The following is a 26123-nucleotide window of genomic DNA, read 5'->3' as shown; positions in this document are numbered from 1 at the left end:
TTACACCACCCATAAAGCCAGAGGTCCAAATAAAATGATTGCCCCAAAAAACATCCATGAATAATAAAATGGTACTAAACAATTAATTTTCGGATAAGGCATAAACACATACACCTGACCACGTTTTTTGACTTTTTCTATATGTTTTTCAACTCTTTTCTTACTGAGTGCTCCTGCGGCTAAACCGAGATAATTCATTCGTTTAGCCGTATACATTTGCCCATTGATTTCAAAAGTATATTGCCCTTGTAAATGATACACATCTCCGACTTGCGAATAATTTGCATAGTAACTCAGTTGCAAATTTTTCACGGGTAGTTTTCTCCCAAAGAGATAACATAGCGTATCTAAACTCAACCCAATACATGTATATAAAGTGACAAATAATCCGACATAAAAAATCAGTGTTTGCTGCATTTTATTTCAAGGTTGCCATGCATATTTTTTCATATTTACTTTTCCATCTAACACGACAATACTTTCAGCCAACAATTTAGCTTGCTGAATATTCATCCCTTGCTCGTCCAATGTATGGGTACTTATTTTTCCCTGAGCATTAATCACCCGATACCAAGGAACATCATGCCCCGCTTCCAACTGTCCTAAAACTCGCCCAACCAACCGCGCATGCCTAGGTAATCCTGCCAATTTGGCAATTTGCCCATAACTTGCAACTTTTCCATAAGGAATTTGTACCACAACAGCGATGATCATTTGCGTCAATTCAGCAGTCGATGCAGATGAATTTTGAGTAATCATTGGCTTAAACACACTCTAATTTTATATTTTGGCAAATGTATTAAAAAAAATACTGTTTTAGTCTTAAATCATATTGAACAACAAAAACATAGAGTACTACAAATGAAAGGAATCTTCAGTAAACTCATGCTTTCTACAGCATTAAGTTTGGGCTTTGTCACAACCGCAAGTCTACCTAGTCAGGCTTTTGCAGCAATAGATATTCAGAGTGTTTTACAACAAGAGCGCACATGGGCGGGTTTACAATCCAAACGCCTCAAAGTAGGTGAAATCGATTGGGCATATAGTGAAGGTGGACAAGCCGGTAAACCGACCTTGATGTTAGTGCACGGTTTAGCAGGCAGTCGAGACAATTGGAATCGTTTGGCTCGTTATTTAACCCCTTATTATCATGTCATTATTCCAGATCTACCCGGTCAAGGTGACAGCAAAGTCGCTGCAGATTTTGACTATACTATTCCGAATATGACTGAAAAATTACGCCGTTTTGCTGAAGCTGCAAAAATTGAACAAGGTTTACACGTTGCAGGTCATAGTATGGGAGGCTCTATTGCACTCCTCTATGCAGCACAATATCCCGTCGATACCAAATCTCTGTTTTTAGTAGATAGTGCAGGTGTATTTAAATCTGCAAATACACCTTATTTGAAAGATCCAACCACTTTACGCAGTATGATTGTGGCGAAAAAAGGAGATTTAGACAAAGTGCTAAGCATTGCAACTGCACTCCCGCCTTTTATCCCCAATGAACTCAAAGAAGCTCAAGAAAAGTTAATGATTTCACAAGCAGCGAACAATGCCAAACTTGTGGAACAGTTGATTTTAATGTCAAAAGTATATACGCCAGAAACGTTTGCTTTAGCAGCACGTTCCATTGATCAGCCTGTGCTCATCGCATGGGGAGACAAAGATAAAGTCATTAATGTTGAAGCTGCTGCTGAACTTAAGTCTTTATTGAAAAATGCCAAAGAGCCATTGATCTTGAAAGGTGTAGGACATATGCCCATCATGGAACAAGAACAATTATTAGTTCAACCTTATCTAAACTTTCTGAATGGCTTAAAATAAATCACCAAAAGCAGTAGAAAACAACTACTGCTTCACACTTAAAAAGCTATAATTACTAAAATTACGCAATTTTATTGTTTAAAAATACCACAAAATAACCTTTTTTGAAGAAATTTCACACAAAATAAGCACTCTATTTTATGAAAGTATTGTGAAAATTATAGAAATTTATTATTGTTAAGCGATTAAATAATTTAAAAAACGATAAAGAATTCTTGATTGGGGAATACACATGAGTGATGTCATTTTAGAACATGAAGTTTTAAGATGTTTTAACGAACACTTACATCCATTGGCTAAAAATTTAACTGAAATGTTAAATGAGCATTTTAGTCATCAAACTGAACGCCGAGGTTGTGGCTATACTCAAGCAACACGTGTAGTGGCTGAGTTTATCAACTCAGAACAAGATGAAATTGACTTCAAAGACTTTAAAATATTTGATCAATACGATACTAAAGCGCTGAGAACGATTTTAGCCAATGCAACTGCACACGGTTTAGAATTAAAAACATGGCGCAATTTAGACATTAATGCTGAAGTACGTGAATTTTTAGCAAAACATCAAGATCGTGATGATCCGTTCATTAGTGCATTAGCCAATGAAGTTGCTTTTCAAGCCAAACTCCGTAATATCCATGAACATGTCGAAAAAGAAGAAAGTAAGCTACTGTGCCAATTCTTAGAAGATATTATTTTACGTAAAGATCCTCAGGACGTAGACAGTTTAGAACTTAAAAATCTGAGTGAAAAACCGAAAGTGGGTTCTTGCCCAATGGCAGAAAACTTTTTCCTTAAAATTGCGCATGGTCGCATGTTACGTCAAGGCAACATTAATATTTTTGTAGATAAGAATGAAAAACCAATTTTGATGGAAAAAATCAAAATGGGCGATGACCATTCTTGTATTAATCTGGTGCCTTTAATTATTAATGGTATTCGTATTCCCCTTGGCAGCTTATTTTCGGTATATTATGACGAAGAGACGATTGCCAAACGTCCCAATAAAAACTTCAAAGGTCATGTCATTTCTGTGCATGATGTGATTGGTTTTTGGTTTTTACGTTTAACGACTTTGGCGATTTCCCCTGAAAATAGAGCACGTGCATTTACTTCGCACTTTAAACAACAAATTGATAATGGTTTATTTAGCCCAGAAACAACTGAGCTTAAACAACTGATTGCCGTTGCTCAAGAACAGATTTAGTTGAGAATACTTCATGTTAAAAGCTTGCTATTCACCTCAATATTTTGCAAAAACGCATACGAATAGCATGGAAAAACTGACTGCTGTTGCACAAGTACTTGAAGCAGATGAAATGGCCGAGTTGGTTGATCCTGAAAGTATCGATCCCAAAATTTTATATGGTATTCATGACCCCGCTTATGTACAAGCATTTGTCCAAGGTAAAAAACCACTTGCCACCATGCAAGGCTTTAAACAATGGAGTTTACAATTTAGGGAAGCAATTTTAGCCGTTCAATCAGGTCAACTTTTAGCCACAGAAATTGCATTCAAAGAAGGCATAGCAGCCAATATTGCACAAGGTTTTCATCATGCTGTTTATGAGCATGGTAATGCCTATTGTACTTTCAACGGCTTAGCCTTGATCGCACAACAATATCCGCATAAAAAAATCTTTGTGCTTGATTGTGACCAACACGGTGGTAATGGCACAGCAGAATATACGCTAAGATTTGAAAATTTGTTTAATTTTAGTATTTATGCTTTGGCATTTGGGTGTGCGACTTATGAACGCAGTATCACACGGCATATCCATAATAAAAAGGGATCATTTGAGCAATATGCTGAAGCGGTGGTGGATGGGTTTGAACATGCTTTAGCATGGCAAGCGGATTTAATCGTCTATCAAGCAGGCATGGACTGTCATCAAAATGACCGTTGTGGTTCAAAGTGGTTCAGTACTGAAATGCTCTATGAACGAGATTTAATGGTATTTAAATTGGCTAAAAAATACAATTTACCCATTATGTTTGTTTTAGCTGGTGGTTATCAGAAATTGGATGATTTAGTTCCTTTACACGTCAATACCTTTAAAGCAGCCAATACGGTGTACTTTCCATCTACCAATTAAATGATTTTTCTCATTAAAAAACCGAATGTAAAAACATTCGGTTTTTTTATGTTGAACACAATACTCAACTTTAGAAATTACTTGGATTTTCCAAACGTTTTACTTCTTGTGCTTTATCTGGACGGTGTACAGAGGCCACACCATCATCTGATTTTTTATCAACTAAAGCTTCAGGGTTATAAATCGTAATTGTTTCATGACCTTCAGCGTCTTCACCAACAATATATTTTACGCCTTTACGGTTCATTTTATGACACATACGCTGATACCAACCTTTGAAACCTTGCTTTTCTTCATTCGGGTTGTAATAAAAAGCATTCATCACCGCAGGCAAACCTAGACCACAAACAATACCTGAGAGCAATACGCTAATAAACGTATAACCAATTAAAATACTACTATAATCACGTAATTCAGGAATGTTTGCGACAGCTAAGATCAAGGCAAGCGAAATACCACCACGTACCCCACCCCAAGATAGAATCGCTAAACTGCCATTATAGCTCTTGTGTCTGAAAGAAGGAAAAAATGCAAAAGCCAAATAGTTTGCTGCAAAACGAGATAAATGTAACGCAAAGAAAGCAAAGATCCCTCCTAAAATCAAACTTGTACTCAAGTCTAAAATAAAAATCTCAAGACCAATTAAGGTAAATAAGAAAGAATTAATAATGCCTTCAACAGTATGCCAGAAATGATTAACTTCACGAATTTCACGCTCTTGTAAAATTTCTTTCCATTTATTTCCAACAATCAAACCACCGATTACACAGGCAATAGGTGCAGAAGCATGAGCAAACAACGCCACAAGATATGAACCACATGCCAGTAGCGCTGTGGTTAAAATCAAAGACTCCATTTCATGTTTACCACGCAGTAAACGTAAAATACCTAAACCAAATGCCCAACCGATAATCACAGCAACCACAATTTCATAGAGCAAGGTTTGTAAAGTTGCAACCAAACTAAAGTGTTCACCTTCCAACACATTCAGTAACGTCATAAAAACGGCGATACACATCGCATCATTAAATAGCGATTCACCTTCAAGTTTAACCATTAAATGATGTGGTGCACGTACCGAACTAAGTACACCTTTAATCCCGATCGGGTCAGTCGCCCCCAATGCTGAACCCAATAATAACAACACCAAAATAGGTACAGGATTACCAATCAGATACTGAAAACCAAACACTATACCTGCAAAAAACACCGCACAAAGTACCAAAGCAATGGTCGCCAAGATACTAATGGGTTTCCAATGGACTCTTAAATCAGATACTTTAAACTTCAATGCAGAGGAAGTTAAAATAAAACAAATTACACCATTGACCAAAAAGTCATAAAAATCAATATGTCTAACCGCTTCTTCAATATTATGAATATTAATGGAGATAAATTGATTGCCATTTAGCAAACTCGCTCCCCATTGCAAAATAAAGACAAATATCGCTGAAACCAACGGTACTCCAATGGCTTGTGGAAACCCTAAAATTCGCTTATTAAAAATGGTAGTTGCAATGGATAAAGCAAAAACGACTGTCAAGACTTGTAGAAAAAAATAATTACCCATGCTTACCCTTTTTCAGTTTTTAATATATGTGAACAACTACAACCTAATCATTTTTAAAATGAATCAAGAAATAAAAGTGATTTTTTAAATCTATATAATTTTACAAAGAAATGCCAACAAGTGCCCGTAAAAAATAATTTTTTTAACATAAATCTCAAGTTGCAACATCATTTCTAATAAAAGCGTTTAAAAGCGTTTAAAAGCGTTTAAAAGCGTTTAAAAGCGAGTTTGAAATCGGTATTATCAAATTTTGCAATTTTTTATGACTGTATGCGTTTTAAAATCATCTTCCGATATTTTTATGCAGCGTTGATTGGTATTGTCAGTACTTTACTGATTTGGACAACTCTAGTTAAAACCTATGAAGCTTTCACTGCACATCAAGTCACCCCTCAATACACGCATTTAGCGAGCACACCCCTTAAAGAATTGCGCTTGGTCAGTAACAACCAAAAGCCTGATGAAAAAATATTTATTACCCTACCCAACCAAGGCTATATCTTCACAATATCATGTGAACACTATATGAATAGCTTATGTACAAATGCAGATAATCAACATTATTTGCGTCAAATTAAAACGTTAGATTTAGTTCATTACGGTAAATATCATTATATTCAAAATGTTAATTATCAAAATACACAAAATCTCGAGACAAAAAGCTTTCATTTTGACAATCAACAAATTCATCAATTTTATACAACAGATATAGAAAGCCTAAAATTTCAATTGATTTTATTATGGTTTTTTAGTCTATTTGCACTCTATGTTTGTATTCGAATAGTGCGTGATTTTCAAACCTTTTTAAATAAATAAAGGAAAGTTTTACTTTCCTTTATTTATATATGAACCGATATTTTATTGAAAAGTATCACAACTATTCATGTCACCTGTTTTTAAACCTGTTTGAAACCATTGCATCCGTTGTTGGCTGGTTCCATGTGTAAAGCTATCAGGTACTGCATAACCACGTGCTTTTTTCTGTAAATAATCATCCCCAATTTTCTCAGCAGCATCCATCGCTTCTTCCACATCACCTTGTTCAAGGAACTGAGTTTTTTGATGGGTTTTATTTGCCCAAACACCTGCCAAACAATCTGCTTGTAATTCTAAACGCACTGATAATTGATTGCCTTGTGCCTCACTCGCACGCTGGCGTGCTTGCTGCACTTGTCCTGAAATACCCAAAAGATTTTGTACATGATGCCCCACTTCGTGAGCAATCACATAGGCTTGTGCAAAATCTCCAGCTTCATCTTGAGCACTTAGCTCTGATTGATTTTGTTCACCAGAGATTCCCATTTGCTGACGCATATCTTTGAAAAATTGCGTATCGATATATACTTTTTGATCTGCTGGACAATAGAATGGTCCCATTGCTGACTGCGCTGCACCACAGCCTGAATTGGTTGCCCCACTAAACATCACCAATTTAGGTGCAGCATATTGTGCACCTTGTGCCTGAAAAATGGGGGTCCAAACATCTTCAGTATCGGCAAGTACCGTACCGACAAAGTCTGACACTTCTTGTTGCTCAGGCGTTAAATTTTCAGGTGCAACTTGTTGGCTTTGTCCACTTGAAGTCACTTGTTTGGTTGCTTGATACGCCTGTTGTGGATCAACACCAAAAAATTTCCAAGCCACAAAAGCCACAATCAAGCCTAAAATACTGATTCCGCCTGCTTTTGCCCCACCGCCGCCACGGCGATCTTCGACATTGCTACTTACTCGACGACCTTTCCAACGCATAGCCTTATCCTTATTTTTTATAAAATTCTTTCTATTTTAATGATATTTTCTCAATTAAACCGTTTCAGATTGCCCACGAATTTTTTGAACAATATTCACCAAAATAAGAACAATAAAACCCGCCACGATACCAATACCCAAATTAATCAACGTTGGCGTCATTGCACCAATGATTGAACCCACGGTAGGAATATGTTGAACCTGATCAACTGTTTGTTCAGTAAAATGATGCAAAGCGGAAATACCATGTGAAATAATCCCGCCACCCACTAAAAACATCGCAATCGTACCCACAATAGACAAAGTTTTCATTAATATCGGTGCAAATGCAAGTAAACCACGACCAATACTTTTCTTTAAGTTCGATGCTTGCTCCGTTAAATACACACCTAAGTCATCAATTTTTACAATCATCGCCACAAAACCATAAACACCAACAGTCATGATAATTGAAATCACAGTTAATACTAAAACTTTCGTCATAAAAGGTTGAGTCGCGACTGTCCCTAATGAAATCACCACAATTTCTGCAGATAAAATAAAATCTGTACGAACCGCGCCTTTAATTTTGTCTTTTTCAAATTTTTCTAAATCTGTTTCAACAGCATCAAATTCAGCCTTGGCTGTATCTGCCGTTTTTGCTTTTTTATGCATGATCGTATGAATAACTTTTTCCACACCTTCATAACATAAAAACAGACCACCAATAATCAGTAATGGCGTAATCAACCAAGGTGCAATCACACTGATTAAAAGTGCTAAAGGTACAAGAATCAATTTATTGATAAATGAGCCTTTTGCCACCCCCCACACCACAGGAATTTCTCGTTCAGAACGAACGCCTGTCACTTGCTGTGCATTAAGTGCTAAATCATCGCCTAAAACCCCTGCTGTTTTCTTGGCGGCCATTTTACTCATCACTGCAACATCATCTAACACCGTGGCAATATCATCTAATAATAATAACAAGCTACTCGCCATCTTTTTATCCTAATCTGTATTTCTGTATATTTTAATCAAGTTTTAAAATGCTTTATATAAGCACATGTATTTTTATATATCATTTTTGAAATTTTTATATTTTGCAATCAAGTGGATTTTTTCGCTGACATAAAAAAAAATTATGCCGTACAATGTGGGCATATTATTTAGCAACAACAGATGTCGTCGCTTACGGCTGTGGAATATATAATGAGTAATCAAGACAATCGTCCTATTATTTTAACGGGCGACCGTCCAACTGGACAACTTCATTTAGGACATTTTGTAGGTTCACTACGTTCACGTGTAGGGTTACAAGATTCCCATCATCAGCATTTACTTTTAGCAGATGCACAAGCACTGACAGATAATGCGGACAATTTTGAAAAAGTTCGCCGTAATATTATTGAAGTTGCAACAGATTATTTAGCGGTCGGTATTGATCCAACAAAAACCACGATTTGTGTACAATCTTGTTTGCCTGCACTCAATGAATTGACCATGCTGTATCTCAATTTCGTGACTGTTTCACGCTTAGAGCGCAATCCAACCATTAAGTCTGAAATTCAACTACGTGGTTTTGAACGTGATATTCCAGCAGGCTTTTTATGCTACCCTGTCGCACAAGCTGCTGATATAACTGCATTTAAAGCAACTGTCGTGCCTGTAGGTGAAGACCAAATTCCAATGATTGAACAAACCAACGAAATTGTTCGTCGTTTAAATCGTCAAATTGGTCATGAGGTTTTACCTGAATGTAAAGCTCTTCTATCTAATATGAGTCGCTTACCAGGTTTTGATGGTAAAGCAAAAATGTCTAAATCTTTAGGCAATACTATTGTATTAGATGCTTCGGATAAAGACATTAAAAAAGCAGTAAATGCAATGTATACCGATCCAAACCATCTTCGTATCGAAGATCCTGGTCAAGTTGAAGGTAATATTGTATTTACCTATTTAGACGCTTTTGATCCAAATAAAGAAGAAGTTGAAGAACTTAAAGCACATTATCGTCGCGGCGGTTTAGGCGATGGTACAGTGAAAAAACGCCTTGAAGGTGTGTTAAAAGAATTGATTAGCCCGATTCGTGAACGCCGTATGGAACTTGCAAAAGATCCTGATTACATTATGGATATCTTAAAAACAGGTACAGATAAGTGCCGCATTATCACTCAAGATACACTGGATGAAATCAAAAATGGTTTAGGTGTTTTTCACTTTTAAGTTATAAATAAATTGCTCAATAAAAAAGCCTTTCGATTGAAAGGCTTTTTTATATTAGAGGCTAAAGAAACATAAATCTCTTAATATTTAACGTTTATTAACATGACTTAACGCTAAAACTAATGAAGTATCTATTGAGTAGTATTATTATTTATCTCAAGTTATGAACCATCCCCAAAGTTCATAACATTTCTCCTTAACCGAATTTGTAGCTACAAATTCGTTGTTCTACGCAATGATCACCCCAATCATTGCGTATTTTTTCGCTTAAAATAATGATCTACTCTTTTCCCTTTAGTTCTAATGAACTTAAATAAAAATAATCGGTGATTTTAACAACACTTTTGAAGAATCCTTTTAAATATCAGCTCCATACATTCCTTGTAATGGTGATTACGCTTTCATCTAGTTATGTATAATTTATAATCTAGTTTTTAAATAATTACAAATTTTTTCGTTGTCGTGTACACCATCACTAAAAAACAATAACTTATTGATTTACAATTATTATTAATAAAATATTGTCAACATTGAAATAACCATATAAACTAGCTTTATTAATAGAATTAACTCATCATTTGGCGGTTGCCAAATATTAAAAACTCATCACAAAAATAAATTGTGAATTAAATAAGAGCTCAGACAATGTGGGAACTATTTACACATCCTTCAAACTTATTTTTTAGTGTCAGCTTATGCTTAATGCTGTTATTGGGCGTTTTTGAATGTTTACTTTTAATTTTAGGTGCATCTACGCAGGGATTTTTAGATCAATTCATTCCTGATGGCTTAGGTGAAGCAAAAAGTCTAGCAATAGATCTAGATGTAGAACAAAACTTTGTTGTGCAATTTTTAGATTGGCTATATTTAGGGCGCATCCCTGTTTTAGTTTGGTTAATTATTTTTTTAACTGTCTATGCTGTTTTTGGTTTTGCTGTACAAGCGGCTTTTTTTGCATTTACACAACATTATTTACCGATTTGGATTTCAGCACCCGCTTGCTTATTTTTATGCATGCCTTTGGTACGTGTAAGTGCTGCACTGATCTCCAAAATTTTACCTCAAGATGAAACCACAGCCATTCATAGTGATGAACTGATTGGGCGTACCGCATTAATCATCTTAGGTGAAGCAAAGAAAAATTATCCTGCTCAAGCTAAAGTTCTCGACCAATTTGGTCAAACACATTATGTCTTAGTCGAGCCTGAGCTCGATATGATTTTTTCACAAGGTCAAGAAGTGATTTTAACGCAAAAAACAGCAAACGGGTTTCAAGCGATTCAACTTTAATTTTTTAATAACAACGTAGAGATAATGACATGATGAGTTCATCTTTTAATCAAATTTTAATACTTGCAGGTCTTATTTTAGCTGCGCTTATTTTCATCGGGATCATTATTGCCCGCCTTTATAAACGATCAAGTAAAGAAGTATCATTTGTTCGAACTGGTTTCGGCGGTGAAAAAGTCATTTTAAATGGTGGTGCAATCGTATTACCTGTTTTACATGAAGTGATTCCTGTCAACATGAACACTTTACGTTTAGAAGTGAAACGTGCAGCAGATCAGGCACTGATCACACGAGATCGAATGCGTGTCGATGTCATGGCTGAGTTTTATGTCCGTGTAAAACCTACGGCGGAATCAATTGCGACAGCAGCACAGACATTAGGTAAAAAAACCATGTCACCGCCTGAATTAAAAGACTTAGTTGAAGGTAAATTTGTCGATTCTTTACGTGCTGTTGCCGCAGAAATGGCAATGGAAGAATTACATGAAAAGCGTGTTGATTTCGTACAAAAAGTACAACAAGTCGTTTCGGAAGATTTGTTTAAAAATGGTCTTGAACTTGAAACCGTATCTTTGACAGGTTTAGACCAAACAAGCTTTAAATTTTTCAACCCCCAAAATGCTTTTGATGCTGAGGGTTTAACTAAACTGACTGAAACGATTGAAGATCGTCGTAAAAAGCGAAATGATATTGAGCAAGATGCTGATCTTGCAATTAAAGCTAAAAACTTAGAAACCCAACAAGCGCAATTGCAAATTTTACGTGAAGAAGAATATGCAAAAATGCAACAAGAGCGTGAAATTTCCATTCGCAAAGCTGAACAATTGGCAGAAATTGCATCACAAGAAGCATCGAAAAAACGTGAAGCAGAAGAAGCACGTATTGCGGCAGATCGTGAAGTTGAACTCAAACGTATTGCATCTGCTCGTGATGTTGAAAATGAAAATATTGTCAAAGCACAGTTAATTCAAAAAGCACAAGTAGAACAGAAGAAAACCATTGAGTTGGCTGAACAAGATCGTGCAATTGCGATTGCTGAAAAATCTCGTGCTGAATCTGAAGCAAAAGCACTTGCTGATCAAGCACGTGCCCAAGCGGTCAAAGCCGAAGAAGAGGTCTTAACTGTTCGTGAAACACAACGTGCTGAACGTATAAAAGCTGTTGAACTCGTGGCTGCAAAACAGGTGGCTGAAACGGATGCAATCGCCATTACAGTAGCCGCAGAAGCATCTAAAAAAGCAGCGGTCGATGAAGCCGAAGCAGTGCGTATTGCTGCCGAAGCTGAAGCTGAGAAAGTCCGTTTAAAAGCTAAAGGTGAAGCAGATGCAAAAATCTTGCTCGCACAAGCACAAGAAAAACAATACCATGTAGATGCAGAAGGTACGCGTGCAGTCAACGAAGCCAATAATATTTTGTCAACTGAGCAAGTAGAAATGCAAATCCGCTTGGCATTGTTAAAATATTTACCCGAAATTATTCGTGAAAGCGTTAAACCAATGGAAAATATTGATGACATTAAAATTTTACAAGTGAATGGTTTAGGTGGCATGGGCGGTTCATCTGCTGCAATGGATACAGGTACTGAACAAGGTCAGGTGGCTTTGTCAGATCAAGTAGTGAATAGCGCTTTGCGTTACCGTACACAAGCCCCTTTGATTGATAGCTTAATGAATGAATTAGGTATACAAGGTGGTGACATCAATGGTTTAACTCAAAGCCTAAAAGCTAAAACTGATGCAAAATAACCCAAATCGTTAAATTTTTAATTGTGATATACCCAAAACTGCTGATTTTTAATCAATCTCATGACCTAATTTCAGCAGTTTTTTATGTTAAAACATCATGCCGCGTCATAATGATTCATTATAAATACCCTATTTACATCGTGATTTTGATTAAAATACTCAAAGCGTAAATCATACCAATAACTGCACTTTGTCAAAAATTTTTAATCTAAGCTTCAGTATGATTTAATAATGTCTCGCTAGCCTGATTCTAACAAAACATCAGATTAGGTTAAGTTGTGACTATAATGGGATCCAATACATCTGTGATCGTGATTCACGATGGTCGAAAAGGTCATTTAAATCCATCACTTGCTGTCGCTGAAATTATTCAAGAAAAATACTCCTTAGGATTTCAAGCTTTTCAACTCCCTATCACACTAAGTAAAAAATGGGTGAGTTTATTTAAAAAGTTTTCTAATTTTCCAATATTTTATAAATTTTTAGGGCAATTATTTTTTAAATTTGAACCTACAGGCATTCAACAGACAGAAATCATCATTTGCTCAGGTATGCCAAATTTAATCTACGCAGCATATTTGGCTCAAAAATACCAAATACCACTTTTATATGTTGGAAATTTAAGAAAATTTAATGAAAATCTCATTGATTTGAGCATTACTGCTTTGGCTCAAAATGTAAATTGTAAACAAATTATTTTACCCACACCGCCAGTTTCTGCGCATTTTGCAACTCAGCTTAAAGCGCAAGAACAACATGAAGCTGTTTTACTTTTAGGTGGATCAACTTCAGATTATCCTTTTTCAAAGCAAGATTATTCTGACATGATTCAAGAATTTGCTCATTTTGTCAGTATACATCAGTTGAAAGGAAGCGTCATTTGCTCTCGTAGAACACCTGATTTAGACCCTAAAAGTTTAGATTTATTACGTGCACAACAAATAGATCATATAGACCCGCATCAAAAATTTACAATGTCTGAAAAATTAGCACAGTGTAAATATATTTTTGTGACTGAAGACAGCATTACCATGTTATCTGAAGCTATTCATACAGGTGCAATCGTCACTTCAGTGTGTTTAAATGAAGCCAAAACAGATGAATTAATCGAAAAATACTTGAATTATCAATATATTCAAAGAAAATCTATTGCACATTTGGGACAAGTTGTCGAACACTATAGTCCGATCAAAAGAACAGACATGGTCACACCTTTAGTACAACAGTTAGACAGGCTTTATTTTCAAGGACATTTTCATAAAGTCACGAACTCTCGAAAAAAGAACAAAGCTTATGCCTAAAAAAAGCACTCGAGTGAGTGCTTTTTAAATTTAGATTCGATACTTTAAATGCTTAACCATTTCGCGACTTTGCTTTGATCTACAACGTTAAGTTCAACTGTACTCAGCTCAACTTCACCGCCTTGTAGTTCACACTGTATTAATTCATCACGGCGGAACGCATAGACTGTGAAATTGGTTGCTTGTTTCGCATATTTAACCAATAACTTTTCCGATGCTTTTAAACCATCAATGGCAATAATCACATCATGAGCAGACAGTCCTGCTTTTGCCCCTGTACCATTACGATGGGCTTGCTGGATCAACACGCCTTCTGCTTTGTCTGAAATTTTTAAGCCAAATGGCAACGTTTTTTCATTTTTTACTTCAAAATCAATACCAAATTCAGGCAACAATTGATCAAGGGGTAATTCTTCCGTGGTATTAATCAAGTGGTTAATTTGCTCAATCCACTGTACGCCTGTCAGTTCTTCACATAAAGTGAAAATCGTGCGTTCATTCACTTGAATGCCATTTTGTGTATTTTCATACAATTTACGCATTAAAGCATCAAGGCTTGAACCTTTCATACGCAAGCCTAAATCTAAGCATAATGCCACTAGACAACCTTTGTTATAGTAACTTGTGCCTGCATTATTAGAGTTTTCATCTTGACGATAAAACTTAATCCACGCATCAAAACTAGACTCAGCAACAGTTTGAATGAAGCGCCCTGGATTTTGTAAATAACGATCAATCTGTGCTTTGAGTAGCTTTAAATAAGATTCTTGAGAAATTACGCCACTACGATACAAAATTAAGTCATCGTAATAAGAGGTAAATCCTTCAAAAATCCACAATAAAGAGGTCAAACTTTCTTGATTTAAATCATAGGTCGCTAAATTTTCAGGACGAATAAATTTCACTAACCATGAATGAAAATATTCATGACTACATAAACCTAAGAAACGTTGATAATCTGCTGATGGTTCAACAGGTTCATCGGCTTTGGGCAAATCATCACGTGGTGTAATTAAACTGGTACTGTTCGGATGCTCTAAACCACCATAGCTATTACCTGTTGCCATGGTCATAAAAGTATAGTTTGCAAAAGGTGCTGAACCAAACATGGCAATTTCAGTGCTACAAATTTTTTCAATGTCTTGCTGCATACGTTCAGCATTCATTGCATGCTGGCCAGAAACTACAAATTCATGAGGAATACCATGAGCTTCAAAGCTAAAACGTGTTTGATCTGCCAATTCAAATGGGCAGTCAATCAATTCTGCATAATTTTTCGCAGTGAGCGTATAACGACCTTTAACTAAGCTTTTTGATGCTAGTCCTGTGGCAATTTGGAAATGTTTTAACTCTTCAGGTAAAAAGATTTCCAATTCAATGGGCGAGTGTTCTTGATCTTGCAAGCCTAAACATAAACACGCAGGATTTACATAAAAACGTGTTTGATCCACATAAGCACCACGCACTGAGAGATCATAAGCATAAACATCATATTCAACCGTGATGAGCTCATGATCTGTGTTATATAAACGCCATTTGTTCTTATCAAACTTGGTAATTTGGAGTTCGCGCCCTGCTTCATCATAGGCTTTAACAGCTTCTAAATGCTTGGCAAATTCACGAATTAAATAACTACCTGGAATCCATGTTGGCAAAGATAATACTTGGGTTGGATTCGCTAAAAAACGTAAAGTGACATGCACGAGATGCTGACGATAATCGTCAAATTCAATTTGATAATGCAACATAAGCCGTATTCAAAAAAATATCTAAGGTAATTATTTATTAGATTAACATTTTTTACAAAGCTGTGCTTTATTCGTGCTTTTTGATTGTAAAACTGACTAGCCAGAATAGTGAAAAAAGCATAGCATTCGTTATATTTTTCACCTCCTGTTTTGCTAAGGCTGTCCCCCTTGAAAATTGCCACTTACTTGCTTGTCTTCATTTGCTCACTGTGCTCAACGTTCGTCAATGCAGCACTATTAAATATCAATCCAGCATCAGTAGAAGCAGAAGCTTGGACGATTTTAGATACTCAAACAGGACAGACTATTGCTGAGTATAATAGTCATGTACAACGTGCACCCGCTTCAATGACCAAAATGATGGTGGCGTACATTGCATTAAAAGAAATTCAGGCAGGACATCTGAAGAAAGATGAAATACTGACAGCAACACCTATTGTTAAAATCGTACAATGGGATGAATCACAAATGTATCTCAAAGAAGGCGAACAAATCTCAGTTGATCAACTGATTGCAGGTTTGATTGTCATGTCTGCCAATGATGCAGCTGTGACTTTAGCAGAACGTATTTCAGGTACACTCCCTGCTTTTATTGAACGCATGAACAAAGAAGCGAAAGCTTTGGGAATGAATAACACGCACTTTGCCAATGCGCCAGGCGTTACCATGCCTGAGCATTTTTCCTCTGCGCATGATATGGCTTTACTTGGACAAGCTGTTGCACAGCATACCCCTGATTATTTGCATTATTCGGTGATGCCAAGTTTCAGCTATAAACAACACTTTCATCATGCAACCAATTTGATCTTAAAAACTGACCCAAGTGTCGATGGTTTAAAAACAGGATTCACTAAAGCTGCAGGTTATAATTTAGCTCTGTCAGCACACCGCCCTACACTCAATCCGGATGTACCTGATCGCCGTATTATCGTCGTGGTGATGGGCACCAAAAATGCGAGCAAACGTGCCGAAGTTGCACACAAGCTTTTAAACTTAGCATATGCCTATACACGTGATGAAGTTGTCATCAAAGACAAGCAATTAATCGCTGAGTTACCTGTGGTCAAATCGACTTTGAAAATGTTTAAAGTTGAAGCCAAAAAACCTCAAATTGTGACCACCAGTTTATACAATAATGTACAACCGATCGACTTGATGAACTTTGACAATATCAATTCAAGAATCATGCAAGCAAATGCAACAGGATTGTTGTCCGCAGTTCACCCTTTGCAAAACACAGAGACACATTTAAATGTCGAACTGAATGAAGCTTCGCTGACTGCGCCACTAGCAAAAATAATGCATTTAGCCAAAGTCAATGTCTATCAAAATGACCTCTTACTGCAATCTTTTGACATTGAAGATGAAGTACATATCGAGCAAGCATCATGGTTTGAACGTCTACTCGAATGGCTAAAAACATGGTTAGGTTTCTGAGTAAGAGCAAACCCAACCCATTTACTTTGTTTTGTTGTAAGTATGTAAATTGTAAAACAAAAAATACAAATAATTACCAACAGGATGGCATATTAAGCCATCCTTCAATAAAAATTATTAGGTAATTCATGTCAAAAATTCATCATATCGTGATTGTCGGTGGTGGTGTGGGCGGCTTAGAACTGGTCACACAACTCGGCGATACTTTAGGCAAAGCACAAAAAGCTAAAATCACTTTGATCGATCAAAAGCTTACCCACGTTTGGAAACCACTTTTACATGAAATTGCTGCGGGAACCATGAATCCCAATGATGAAGAAATCAATTATTATGCACATGCAGCGAAGCATCATTATGAGTTTATTCAAGGTCGCTTTGAACATTTAGACCGTGAAAAACAAGAAATTACGTTAATTAAACCCCAAACCACAAAATATGAAGCAGCAAGTGAAAAACAAACTATTGCTTATGACACTTTAGTCTTGGCGGTAGGTTCTGTTTCAAATGACTTTCATACCCCAGGTGTCAAAGAATATTGTCATTATCTAGACAGTTTGCAACAGGCTGAAATTTTCCAACAAGATCTTCTGCATTTATATTTAGATGCACAAAATAAAAATACTGAACGTCATCTCAATATTGCGGTGATTGGTGCAGGTGCAACAGGCGTTGAACTATCAGCAGAGCTAGTCGAAGCCAAACAAAATTTCTACAATTATGGCTTAAATAAAATCAATCCCAATCAAGTCAAAATTTCACTGATTGAAGGCGCAGATCGTATCTTACCAGCCCTTTCAGAAAAAATTGCAGAACATGCTGACAAACAACTGCAACGAATGAAAATTGATATATTAACCGCAAAACGTGTCGAAAAAGTTGATGCTGAACGTGTTTATTTTAATGATGGTACAAGCATCCAAGCAGAGCTTAAAGTCTGGGCTGCAGGGATCAAGACACCACAGGTGATTTCAGAATTACCAGATTTCAGCAAAGACCGTATGGGACGCTTAGAAGTCTACGCAACACTACAAACCAAAACTGACCCCAATATTTTTGCCATTGGTGACTGTGCCAACTGTATTTTAGATGCACGAGAAGCAGCACTTGGTCCACGTGCACAAGTAGCAAGCCAACAAGCAGCATTTATGGTTGATGCTTTAAAGGCACGTGTAAGTGGTCATAAACAACCAATGTTCCAATTTTCAGACAAAGGCTCTTTAGTCTCACTCAGCAAAAACAAAGCTGTGGGTGAATTACTCGGTCAGGTCAACGTGCAAGGTTTTGTCGCGAAGTCCATGTATGTGTCATTGTATCGTTTACATCAAGCTACAATTTATGGTTATGCTCATGCAGGATTACTCACGGCCAAAGATTTTGTTACACGAAAAATCGCACCGCGGATAAAATTGCATTGAAATTTAATAATTCGCCCTTATTAATGAAAAAACCATCAAAAAAGTGGTAAAAATGCTTTTTTTTCGTAAATTTAGTCTACAAAAATTGCATTTCACTTTATGATGTAAGCTTATAACTCTCTATTGTCGTATGGATCAATAACATGACTGCTATTGCAAATAACCAAGTGGTTTCTTTCCACTACACGTTGACTAACGCTGAGGGTGAAACTCTCGATAAATCACAAGGTGAGCCACTCGCATATTTGCATGGCGCAGGAAATATCATTCCTGGTTTAGAAAAAGCTTTAGAAGGCAAAACTGTAGGCGAAAAATTCACTGTAAACGTTCCTGCAGCTGAAGGTTATGGCGAATACAATCCTGACCTCGTTCAAGAAGTTCCTGCTCAAATGTTCCAAGGTGTTGAAAACATCGAAGCGGGTATGCAATTCCAAGCACAAACTGAAGATGGCGTTCAAATCGTAACTGTTAAAGCAGTTGAAGGCGACAACGTTGTTGTAGATGCAAACTTCCCACTTGCTGGTCAAGATCTTACTTTTGAAGTAGAAATCGTTGAAATTCGTGACGCTTCTGCTGAAGAATTAGAACATGGTCATGTTCACGGTGCAGGTGGTCATCACCACTAAGATCATTGCGATCTCAGCAAAAAGGCAAAGTTTAATACTTTGCCTTTTTTATGAGCTTGTTTTTTTATTCTCATTACTTTGTTCATTTTGAATTTTATTCTAGAATCAATAGAATTCTATTTTCGATACAGCCTTGTACACAAAGCCCCCAACCAATACCATATGAAAGATCATGAAACGACAACTGATTTGGTTTCGCCAAGACTTACGCATTCAAGACCATAGTGCACTGTGGCATGCAACACAGTCAGGACAAAGCATCGCTTTCATTGCCCTTTCCCCACAGCAATGGCGTAAACATCATGATGCTCCAATTAAAATCGACTTTTATTTGAGACAATTACAACAACTTAAACAACAACTCAATGCCCTGCATATTCCCTTAATTGTTGATATCGTGCCCGAATGGCATGACCTACCAAAGCATATTTTAAAGCATTGCGATACACTCAATATCGAAAATGTACACGCCAACATCGAATGCGGTGTCAATGAGCTACAACGTGATTTTCAAGTACAAAAAACACTCAACCAACATGCATGCGATTTGATTTTATACCATGATCGTAGCATTTTTCCTGTGGGTTCCATTCGCAACAAATCCCACCAACCCTATCAAGTCTTTGGTGCATTTAAAAAATACTGTTATGAACAACTCAGTATTTCCATTCCACACCCCTATCCAACACCCGAACCACAAAAATTATTCGATATTGAAGTCGAAAATGCCGTTCAAATTTCACATAGCATTCCAAATTTGCAACAATTAGGTTTTGAGAACAATGACTTTTATTCAAAATGGCAAGTGGGTGAAAATCATGCCCACACAATATTAGATCATTTTATAGAACACCAAGTCCTCAATTATCAAACCGCACGAGATTTTCCACATCTTGAAGCAACCAGTCAGCTATCACCCTATTTAAATCTCGGAATTTTATCGATTCGTCAGTGCTTGAATGCGTTATTTCGTCAGCAACAAGGGTATTTCCATATAAACAATATTGGACAACAAACATGGTTAGATGAGCTACTTTGGCGAGAGTTTTATCAACATATCTTATTTGATTTCCCACGTATTTCTAAAAATATTCCTTTTAAAATCAATACACAATATTTACAGTGGCGCAATTCACCAGAAGATTTAAAAGCATGGCAACAGGGACAAACAGGTATTCCAATTGTCGATGCTGGCATGCGTCAAATGTTACAAACAGGTTGGATGCATAACCGTGTACGTATGATCGTAGCCATGTTTCTCAGTAAAAATTTACTCATTGACTGGCGCTTAGGCGAACAGTGGTTTATGCAGCATTTGATTGATGGTGACTTAGCGGCAAATAATGGTGGTTGGCAATGGTGTGCCTCTACAGGGACAGATTCTGTCCCTTATTTCCGTATTTTTAACCCGATCAGTCAGTCTAAAAAGTTTGATGAAAATGGTGATTATTTAAGAAAATGGTTACCTGAAATTGCACATTTGGATGCTAAAACCATCCATGAACCTTATGCTAAAAAACCTAATTTACAACTGGATTATCCTCAACCAATCGTTGACTTAAAAATGAGTCGACAAAGAGCTATTGAGGCTTTCAAACACTTAACTGCTTAAAAGCCCTGTGCAAATGACAACTTTAAATAGCATGTTTAAAATGGTTAAATGGCAGTTGAGCAGTTTTTGGTCTTTCGATCGACTCAAAGAAACAGTAATATTTAAAAACACGATCTAAAGCAATATGCACAACTTTTTGCTCAGAAATAGACCACACCTTGGCATGATTTGCACCTGAAAAAGTACTGCCGACCAGTTGAAATAAGTATAGATCATGCTCACGTTGGATAGATTGCTGCGTATTTTGCGTGCTTGCATCTGTTAAAAGCCGGCACTTTGCATTGATCAGCCATTTTTCACTAAACCAAAGCTGTAATAAATCACCTAGGAATAATTTTTTCTCACCAAAAGGCCACACTTCAAAATAAGCATGCTCAACTTCAGTGTAATAATGTTCAGAATTTTGCAGAATAGAAAGATAGTTTTCTTGATAAAAAGATAAATTTGAAAAAATATCGGAAATGCTAAGCGTATTCATCGCTGTCTCCTATTTAGCCATTTTAGTGCTGGCAAGTTGGTTAAATCCACACGGTTTAAGCAGTTGCTTAAACTCACTTTCTAAATTTAATCTAACAAGCCATTTTCATCATTGCAACCCTTTCTTTGATTTTTTTTGAATTTTATTATTTTTGTTCAAATAAAAAGCATACAGCACAAAAATGAAGAAAACATGACATGAAAGGCTTGACCCTCAACAATATATCCTTATAATCACATGCAGATTCTCCAATAGCTCAGTCGGTAGAGCGACGGACTGTTAATCCGCAGGTCCCTGGTTCGAGCCCAGGTTGGAGAGCCAAATACTAAAAAGCCCACTCATAACGAAGTGGGCTTTTTTTATGCAAAAACAAATATCACATTGAAACCAATAACATAATAGTTAATAGTAAAGTTTTTATCTCAAAATAAAAAAGGAAGTGTGACCACTTCCTTTTTTTAAACATTTAAGCCACAGCTTATATGGGAACACCACTATGAAAACGAAAAGTTTTATCTGGGGTTAAAATCAAATCCTTTTCTACTTCACGAATTAATTCAATACGTTGTTGAATATCTTCTTCAGGGTCTTTGAGTTTAGCGGTTTTCGCTACATCCAATGCTAAAGCGAGATAATCTTCGTAATGGCGTGATTCAGACTTTAGTAAGTAACGATAATAACGCCCAAGTTCTTCATCAACTAAGGGCGCTAAAGCATAAAAACGCTCACAAGAACGTGCTTCAACAAAAGCACCAATCACCAAAACATCAATCAATGCTTCAGGTTCATAAGTACGAATTTCCTTACGCAAACCACCTGCATAACGTCCTGCACTTAGACCTTTCCATTCTTGACCACGCTTGGTCATAAACTCTAAAACTTGTTCATAATGTAGCATTTCTTCACGAACAAGTTGTGCAAGCTTAACTTGTAAATCTGTAAAAAAGCTATAACGGAACATCAAATTCATGGCTGTTCCTGCGGCTTTTTTCTCACAATTGGCATGATCTTGCATTAAAATATCAAGATTCTTTAGGGCTTCATCCAACCATGCTTGAGGCGTTTCACAGCCTAAAAAACCAATGACAGGTTGCATTAGTTCATCATAATTAATATTCGACATGACTACTTTTCAATATATTCCAATGTATTAACTTGCAGCATGTATTGCTGCTTTCATGTCTTTCACTGCTTGTTCTAAGCCAACAAAAACACTTTCTGCAATAATTGAATGACCAATATTCAACTCGTGAATCTGTGGAATTGCTGCAATTTCAGCGACATTTTTAAGATTTAAACCATGCCCTGCATTGACCACTAAGCCTTTTGCAGCCGCATATTCAGCACCTTTGATAATACGCTCTAACTCGTGATGATGTGCATCTTCAGTGTGTGCATCTGCATAAGCACCTGTGTGCAATTCGATGGTTTGTGCACCACATGCCACTGCTGCGTCAATTTGCGCAAAGTCAGCATCAATAAATAATGATACGTCACAGCCAATCGCAACCAATGCCTGCGTTGCAGCTCTCACATCAGCAAAATGTCCAACCACATCCAAACCACCTTCAGTCGTCACTTCTTGGCGTTTTTCAGGTACAAAGCAAACATGTTGCGGCTTAACTTCAAGTGCAATTGCGACCATTTCATCAGTGACTGCCATTTCCAAGTTCATACGTGTCTTGATTGCTGAGCGCATACGATACACGTCAGCATCTTGAATATGACGGCGATCTTCACGTAAATGCAAGGTAATTCCCTCTGCACCTGCTTGTTCACAGACCAATGCTGCCTCAACAGGATCAGGATAAGTCGTACCACGTGCTTGTCGAAGTGTTGCAACATGGTCAATATTTACACCAAGCAATGCAGCCATAATATTTTCCTAAATACATCAAAATAAAAACTAGCGATTCACAATTTTGGACTGAGAATTTTGTATCCACAGTTGCCGACTTTTTAATGGGCGATCACCAAGCAATGAGGTAATCATTTGGCGATAAAGTTTCGACAATAATTGTAACTGTTCTGAATTAAAATCCCTACCCTTTTCATAATTCGCCATACTTAAAATCTGCTCGCCGCTTAGGGTCGATGAAGCGCTATGGGAAATAGGAATAAATCCATCTGACAGTTGAAATTGATAACGTTGCGTCGCAATGATCGGCGCTTGCTGTGCATCCATCTCATAATCTAAGGGATAGCCCAACTCTTCTAAAAGCGCATACTCAAACTGACGTAAAATTTGTTTTAAAAATGTATGAGGCTCGGGATGTGAGGCTAAATGTTGTAAATGCTCAAGCGTAACATGATATTGCTCAAAAGTTTGCGGCATACTTTCTTCAAGTGGGCATAAACGGAGCAGAATTTCATTCAGATAAAACCCTGAAAAAAATGCATCCCCATAAAAAAATACAGGTTGATTAAGTATTTCTAATTTTGAAAAGTTTTTCAGCTCACTTTTCCCTGATGCTTGCAGGGTGATTGGCTGATATTGCGGAGGCGGCGTTTGCCTTAAAATTCCATCAACACGTCCATACTCTTGTGTAAATAAATGCACAATATGGCTACGTTCACGATATTTTCGATGATGGATTAAATAACCATGCAAGATTTCATTTCGCATCTTGGCGAATTAATCATCCTTGTCTTTTTTATCATCGTCATCATCTCCATCTGGGATGACTGCCCCGACCACAGCCGCAGTACCTTTTACCACACCTTTGGTCACACCATACGCTGCTTTGACAGGAACCGTAACGAGTTTGTGGACACAACCCTGTAACACGATCATACAAGATATTATGACAAAAACTTTCATCATTACGGCTCTATCCTTTTCTCAAATCAGCGCTTAAATATCGCTATAACCTAAACTTTTTAAAGCACGCTCATCATCAGACCAACCACCTTTGACTTTCACCCAAAGTGTTAGCATGATTTTTTGTTCAAACATTTTTTCCATGTCGACACGTGCATCCATACCAATTTTTTTCAGCTTAGCACCTTTTTCACCAATCACGATGGCTTTTTGTCCTGGACGATCTACAAAAATGGTTGCATCAATGTAAGTACACGCTGCTTTAGGACGACCCGTTTTAGGATTAATCGTTGCTTCTTCAGTCTTAAATGATTCAATTTGCACAGTTAAATCATAAGGCAGTTCTTCACCTAACTGACGCATGATTTTCTCACGAATAATTTCACTCGCAAGGAAACGTTCAGAACGGTCTGTTAACTGCTCTAAAGCATATAGGGGTGGTTGAAATGGCAAATACTTTTCAATGGTATTACGTAAATGATCTAAATTTGCACCACGTAATGCAGATACTGGTACAATTTCCGCAAAATTCATTAACTTTGCACGCTCTTGGATCAATGGCAAAGCATGGTTTTTATTTTCAAGCGTATCAATTTTATTGATGACTAGAATAACTGGCATTTCTGCATTTTTCAGTTTTTCAAGTACCAACTCATCGTTCTGTGTCCACTTGTCTGCATCCAATACAAACAAAACAAGGTTCACATCACGCAATGCAGAATGTGCGGCTTTATTCATCATTTTATTGATGGCACGTACTTCTTTTTTGTGCATCCCAGGCGTATCCACAAATACAGCTTGTGATGTCTCACGACTATCAATCCCGACAATTTTATGGCGAGTTGTTTGTGGCTTACGTGAGGTAATGGATAATTTTTGACCCAAAATATGGTTCATTAGAGTCGACTTACCTACGTTTGGACGGCCGACAATCGCCACAAAACCACTTTTATAATCCGCAGGAATTTCTGTTCCTTGTGAACTAAAAAATTGGTTAATTAAGTCATTACCGCTGTCTTGCGGCTCGTGATCAGCATCGTTGTGATCGGAATGTGTAGTCATGCAGTTTACTGCTCCAATAACTTTAAAAAATCTGCCGCGACTGCCTGTTCTGCAAATCGACGACTTGAGCCCTCACCCATCATTTTAGGCAAGCCCTCTACTAAGCATTCTACTTTAAAATGCTGATTGGGTGCATCACCCTGAATATCTACAACCTCGTAACTCGGCAATGGCTTTTTACGAGCTTGTAGATATTCTTGGAGACGTGATTTCGGATCTTTCAACTGATCTGTGGGTTCAATATGTTCTAAATAGGGTTCATACCATTTCAGTACAATATTGCGCAACATCGGTAAATCTTGACAATCTGTATAAATCGCACCAATGATCGCTTCTACTGTATCTGCTAATATTGACTCACGATGATGACCGCCTGATTTCAATTCACCTGTACTTAAAATTAAACTGGTGCTTAATTTTAAGTCATTGGCAATTTTACCTAAGGCTTCTTGGCGCACCAAAGTCGCACGCATACGGGTTAAACGACCTTCATTTTCTTGCGGATAAGCATGGTACAAATAGTTTGCAATGATCATCCCCAATAATGAATCACCTAAAAACTCTAAGCGCTCATAATTGTATTTATGACTCACCGAACGATGTGTCAATGCAAGTTGTAGCAATTCAGATTGTTTAAATTCATAGCCGATACGACTCTGTAAGCGAGGATCACTTACTTTGAACTGACCTTTGATCAAAACTTTTCTCGAATGTTTGGACTAAATCAATATTCATGAAGAATGGTGTTCTTACTTCATATTTCTTTGTCACTGTTAAGCCGTTGTCGTTTGAAACTTTCGCAATATCGCTAAATTTAATATCACGAATATTGTTCATGTCCAAACGTTGACTCATTTGGCTTTCAAATTTAGATGGTGTGATATCCGCTGAGCTTTCTTTAAGAAGTTGCTCAATTTGACCATTAATCACACGATCATCCCAATACGATGGCCAAAGTGCTAATACCGCTTTCACGATAAAAGCAAAGACCACGATTCCTAATAAAATCGCAATATACGATGCACCTTGTTGAGATTTACGCATTGTTATTATCCACTAGGCGAAAATAATTATATCATTTTGCAGACTTTAAAATAAGACCAGATCCTTCAACCTTGCCACTTTAACCCTACAAATTCCC

General features: G+C 37.0%; 26 protein-coding genes and 1 tRNA gene. 13 read left to right on the top strand and 14 right to left on the bottom strand.

Annotated elements, in window-relative coordinates; genetic code table 11:
• The gene (locus tag G0028_RS05685; protein WP_180044880.1) at positions 1–312 is read right to left on the bottom strand and encodes a hypothetical protein; all 312 of its coding nucleotides are present in this window, start codon (positions 310–312) and stop codon (positions 1–3) included.
• A gap of 111 nt (positions 313–423) precedes the next feature.
• The gene (locus G0028_RS05680; RefSeq protein WP_130072887.1) at positions 424–759 is read right to left on the bottom strand and encodes an MGMT family protein; all 336 of its coding nucleotides are present in this window, start codon (positions 757–759) and stop codon (positions 424–426) included.
• A gap of 102 nt (positions 760–861) precedes the next feature.
• Here G0028_RS05680 and G0028_RS05675 point away from each other — a divergent pair, with 102 nt between their 5' ends.
• The 3 genes from G0028_RS05675 (at position 862) to G0028_RS05665 (ending at position 3923) form a co-directional block, all read left to right on the top strand.
• Complete coding sequence (locus G0028_RS05675; protein WP_130072888.1) at positions 862–1827, top strand: alpha/beta fold hydrolase; 966 nt, start codon at positions 862–864, stop codon at positions 1825–1827.
• A gap of 232 nt (positions 1828–2059) precedes the next feature.
• Positions 2060–3034: a hypothetical protein gene (locus G0028_RS05670; protein ID WP_180044881.1), complete on the top strand. Its 975-nt coding sequence runs from the start codon at positions 2060–2062 to the stop codon at positions 3032–3034.
• Between the two features lie 13 nt (positions 3035–3047).
• On the top strand, positions 3048–3923 hold the full coding sequence (locus tag G0028_RS05665) for a histone deacetylase (RefSeq protein ID WP_130072890.1): 876 nt from the start codon (positions 3048–3050) through the stop codon (positions 3921–3923).
• A 70-nt stretch (positions 3924–3993) separates the two neighbouring features.
• Here the strand turns inward: G0028_RS05665 and G0028_RS05660 are convergent, their stop codons facing one another.
• Positions 3994–5493: a cation:proton antiporter gene (locus G0028_RS05660; RefSeq protein ID WP_130072891.1), complete on the bottom strand. Its 1500-nt coding sequence runs from the start codon at positions 5491–5493 to the stop codon at positions 3994–3996.
• A gap of 270 nt (positions 5494–5763) precedes the next feature.
• Here G0028_RS05660 and G0028_RS05655 point away from each other — a divergent pair, with 270 nt between their 5' ends.
• Positions 5764–6309: a hypothetical protein gene (locus tag G0028_RS05655; protein ID WP_180044882.1), complete on the top strand. Its 546-nt coding sequence runs from the start codon at positions 5764–5766 to the stop codon at positions 6307–6309.
• Between the two features lie 42 nt (positions 6310–6351).
• Here the strand turns inward: G0028_RS05655 and G0028_RS05650 are convergent, their stop codons facing one another.
• Entirely contained in the window at positions 6352–7242 is an 891-nt protein-coding gene (locus tag G0028_RS05650; RefSeq protein ID WP_130072893.1) for a neutral zinc metallopeptidase, read from the bottom strand.
• Between the two features lie 54 nt (positions 7243–7296).
• The gene (locus G0028_RS05645) at positions 7297–8223 is read right to left on the bottom strand and encodes a DUF808 domain-containing protein (protein ID WP_130072894.1); all 927 of its coding nucleotides are present in this window, start codon (positions 8221–8223) and stop codon (positions 7297–7299) included.
• A 210-nt stretch (positions 8224–8433) separates the two neighbouring features.
• On the opposite strand from G0028_RS05645, the gene trpS reads away from it, so the two are divergent.
• The 4 genes from trpS (at position 8434) to G0028_RS05625 (ending at position 13783) form a co-directional block, all read left to right on the top strand.
• Positions 8434–9447, top strand: coding sequence for a tryptophan--tRNA ligase (trpS, locus tag G0028_RS05640; RefSeq protein ID WP_130072895.1), 1014 nt, complete (start codon positions 8434–8436; stop codon positions 9445–9447).
• A 645-nt stretch (positions 9448–10092) separates the two neighbouring features.
• Positions 10093–10737: a YqiJ family protein gene (locus G0028_RS05635; protein ID WP_180044883.1), complete on the top strand. Its 645-nt coding sequence runs from the start codon at positions 10093–10095 to the stop codon at positions 10735–10737.
• A gap of 29 nt (positions 10738–10766) precedes the next feature.
• A complete protein-coding gene (locus G0028_RS05630) occupies positions 10767–12482 on the top strand; it encodes a flotillin family protein (protein WP_130072897.1) in 1716 nt (571 codons plus the stop codon).
• 287 nt (positions 12483–12769) lie between these two features.
• Entirely contained in the window at positions 12770–13783 is a 1014-nt protein-coding gene (locus G0028_RS05625) for an ELM1/GtrOC1 family putative glycosyltransferase (protein ID WP_180044884.1), read from the top strand.
• 44 nt (positions 13784–13827) lie between these two features.
• Here the strand turns inward: G0028_RS05625 and G0028_RS05620 are convergent, their stop codons facing one another.
• Positions 13828–15531 (bottom strand): M61 family metallopeptidase, encoded by a 1704-nt coding sequence (locus G0028_RS05620; protein WP_130072899.1) that lies wholly within the window; start codon positions 15529–15531, stop codon positions 13828–13830.
• 168 nt (positions 15532–15699) lie between these two features.
• Between G0028_RS05620 and G0028_RS05615 the strand changes: the two genes are divergently transcribed.
• The 4 genes from G0028_RS05615 to G0028_RS05600 all read left to right on the top strand — a co-directional run bounded on the left by G0028_RS05615 (position 15700) and on the right by G0028_RS05600 (position 20621).
• On the top strand, positions 15700–16968 hold the full coding sequence (locus G0028_RS05615; protein ID WP_180044885.1) for a D-alanyl-D-alanine carboxypeptidase family protein: 1269 nt from the start codon (positions 15700–15702) through the stop codon (positions 16966–16968).
• Positions 16969–17096: 128 nt separating this feature from the next.
• Positions 17097–18383 (top strand): NAD(P)/FAD-dependent oxidoreductase, encoded by a 1287-nt coding sequence (locus G0028_RS05610; protein ID WP_180044886.1) that lies wholly within the window; start codon positions 17097–17099, stop codon positions 18381–18383.
• Between the two features lie 143 nt (positions 18384–18526).
• Complete coding sequence (locus G0028_RS05605) at positions 18527–19009, top strand: FKBP-type peptidyl-prolyl cis-trans isomerase (protein WP_111859859.1); 483 nt, start codon at positions 18527–18529, stop codon at positions 19007–19009.
• Positions 19010–19181: 172 nt separating this feature from the next.
• A complete protein-coding gene (locus tag G0028_RS05600) occupies positions 19182–20621 on the top strand; it encodes a cryptochrome/photolyase family protein (RefSeq protein ID WP_180044887.1) in 1440 nt (479 codons plus the stop codon).
• A 22-nt stretch (positions 20622–20643) separates the two neighbouring features.
• Here G0028_RS05600 and G0028_RS05595 read toward each other — a convergent pair whose 3' ends face one another.
• Positions 20644–21099, bottom strand: coding sequence for a hypothetical protein (locus G0028_RS05595; protein ID WP_130072903.1), 456 nt, complete (start codon positions 21097–21099; stop codon positions 20644–20646).
• A gap of 245 nt (positions 21100–21344) precedes the next feature.
• Between G0028_RS05595 and G0028_RS05590 the strand changes: the two genes are divergently transcribed.
• Positions 21345–21420 (top strand) — tRNA-Asn (locus G0028_RS05590).
• A gap of 157 nt (positions 21421–21577) precedes the next feature.
• On the opposite strand, the gene G0028_RS05585 is transcribed toward G0028_RS05590, so the two are convergent.
• The 7 genes from G0028_RS05585 to G0028_RS05555 are packed head-to-tail and all read right to left on the bottom strand — an operon-like array spanning position 21578 to position 26026.
• A complete protein-coding gene (locus G0028_RS05585; protein ID WP_180044888.1) occupies positions 21578–22222 on the bottom strand; it encodes a tRNA-(ms[2]io[6]A)-hydroxylase in 645 nt (214 codons plus the stop codon).
• Between the two features lie 27 nt (positions 22223–22249).
• Positions 22250–22975: a pyridoxine 5'-phosphate synthase gene (gene pdxJ / locus G0028_RS05580; protein ID WP_180044889.1), complete on the bottom strand. Its 726-nt coding sequence runs from the start codon at positions 22973–22975 to the stop codon at positions 22250–22252.
• 30 nt (positions 22976–23005) lie between these two features.
• Entirely contained in the window at positions 23006–23725 is a 720-nt protein-coding gene (recO, locus tag G0028_RS05575) for a DNA repair protein RecO (RefSeq protein ID WP_180044890.1), read from the bottom strand.
• Positions 23726–23734: 9 nt separating this feature from the next.
• A complete protein-coding gene (locus G0028_RS05570) occupies positions 23735–23923 on the bottom strand; it encodes an NF038104 family lipoprotein (protein WP_180044891.1) in 189 nt (62 codons plus the stop codon).
• 30 nt (positions 23924–23953) lie between these two features.
• Positions 23954–24982 carry a GTPase Era gene (era, locus tag G0028_RS05565; protein WP_180044892.1) on the bottom strand — a complete coding sequence of 343 codons (1029 nt, stop codon included), beginning with the start codon at positions 24980–24982 and terminating at the stop codon, positions 23954–23956.
• Positions 24983–24987: 5 nt separating this feature from the next.
• Positions 24988–25680, bottom strand: a complete 693-nt coding sequence (rnc, locus tag G0028_RS05560) for a ribonuclease III (protein ID WP_130072909.1) — start codon at positions 25678–25680, stop codon at positions 24988–24990.
• Positions 25652–26026: a DUF4845 domain-containing protein gene (locus G0028_RS05555; protein WP_130072910.1), complete on the bottom strand. Its 375-nt coding sequence runs from the start codon at positions 26024–26026 to the stop codon at positions 25652–25654. The genes rnc and G0028_RS05555 overlap by 29 nt, the downstream gene beginning before the upstream one ends.
• Between the last annotated feature and the right edge of the window lie 97 nt (positions 26027–26123).

Source organism: Acinetobacter piscicola, from assembly GCF_015218165.1.
Classification (GTDB): Bacteria; Pseudomonadota; Gammaproteobacteria; order Pseudomonadales; family Moraxellaceae; genus Acinetobacter; species Acinetobacter piscicola_A.
The sequence above is the reverse complement of the archived record's forward strand: the minus strand, read 5'-3'. Positions and strand labels throughout refer to the sequence as shown.

Excerpts from the sequence above, each read along its gene's own strand:
- G0028_RS05680 (WP_130072887.1), bottom strand. The coding sequence starts at position 759 with ATGATTACTCAAAATTCATCTGCATCGACTGCTGAATTGACGCAAATG.
- G0028_RS05675 (WP_130072888.1), top strand. The coding sequence starts at position 862 with ATGAAAGGAATCTTCAGTAAACTCATGCTTTCTACAGCATTAAGTTTG.
- G0028_RS05670 (WP_180044881.1), top strand. The coding sequence starts at position 2,060 with ATGAGTGATGTCATTTTAGAACATGAAGTTTTAAGATGTTTTAACGAA.
- G0028_RS05665 (WP_130072890.1), top strand. The coding sequence starts at position 3,048 with ATGTTAAAAGCTTGCTATTCACCTCAATATTTTGCAAAAACGCATACG.
- G0028_RS05660 (WP_130072891.1), bottom strand. The coding sequence starts at position 5,493 with ATGGGTAATTATTTTTTTCTACAAGTCTTGACAGTCGTTTTTGCTTTA.
- G0028_RS05655 (WP_180044882.1), top strand. The coding sequence starts at position 5,764 with ATGCGTTTTAAAATCATCTTCCGATATTTTTATGCAGCGTTGATTGGT.
- G0028_RS05650 (WP_130072893.1), bottom strand. The coding sequence starts at position 7,242 with ATGCGTTGGAAAGGTCGTCGAGTAAGTAGCAATGTCGAAGATCGCCGT.
- G0028_RS05645 (WP_130072894.1), bottom strand. The coding sequence starts at position 8,223 with ATGGCGAGTAGCTTGTTATTATTATTAGATGATATTGCCACGGTGTTA.
- trpS (WP_130072895.1), top strand. The coding sequence starts at position 8,434 with ATGAGTAATCAAGACAATCGTCCTATTATTTTAACGGGCGACCGTCCA.
- G0028_RS05635 (WP_180044883.1), top strand. The coding sequence starts at position 10,093 with ATGTGGGAACTATTTACACATCCTTCAAACTTATTTTTTAGTGTCAGC.
- G0028_RS05630 (WP_130072897.1), top strand. The coding sequence starts at position 10,767 with ATGATGAGTTCATCTTTTAATCAAATTTTAATACTTGCAGGTCTTATT.
- G0028_RS05625 (WP_180044884.1), top strand. The coding sequence starts at position 12,770 with ATGGGATCCAATACATCTGTGATCGTGATTCACGATGGTCGAAAAGGT.
- G0028_RS05620 (WP_130072899.1), bottom strand. The coding sequence starts at position 15,531 with ATGTTGCATTATCAAATTGAATTTGACGATTATCGTCAGCATCTCGTG.
- G0028_RS05610 (WP_180044886.1), top strand. The coding sequence starts at position 17,097 with ATGTCAAAAATTCATCATATCGTGATTGTCGGTGGTGGTGTGGGCGGC.
- G0028_RS05605 (WP_111859859.1), top strand. The coding sequence starts at position 18,527 with ATGACTGCTATTGCAAATAACCAAGTGGTTTCTTTCCACTACACGTTG.
- G0028_RS05600 (WP_180044887.1), top strand. The coding sequence starts at position 19,182 with ATGAAACGACAACTGATTTGGTTTCGCCAAGACTTACGCATTCAAGAC.
- G0028_RS05595 (WP_130072903.1), bottom strand. The coding sequence starts at position 21,099 with ATGAATACGCTTAGCATTTCCGATATTTTTTCAAATTTATCTTTTTAT.
- G0028_RS05585 (WP_180044888.1), bottom strand. The coding sequence starts at position 22,222 with ATGTCGAATATTAATTATGATGAACTAATGCAACCTGTCATTGGTTTT.
- pdxJ (WP_180044889.1), bottom strand. The coding sequence starts at position 22,975 with ATGGCTGCATTGCTTGGTGTAAATATTGACCATGTTGCAACACTTCGA.
- recO (WP_180044890.1), bottom strand. The coding sequence starts at position 23,725 with ATGCGAAATGAAATCTTGCATGGTTATTTAATCCATCATCGAAAATAT.
- G0028_RS05570 (WP_180044891.1), bottom strand. The coding sequence starts at position 23,923 with ATGATGAAAGTTTTTGTCATAATATCTTGTATGATCGTGTTACAGGGT.
- era (WP_180044892.1), bottom strand. The coding sequence starts at position 24,982 with ATGACTACACATTCCGATCACAACGATGCTGATCACGAGCCGCAAGAC.
- G0028_RS05555 (WP_130072910.1), bottom strand. The coding sequence starts at position 26,026 with ATGCGTAAATCTCAACAAGGTGCATCGTATATTGCGATTTTATTAGGA.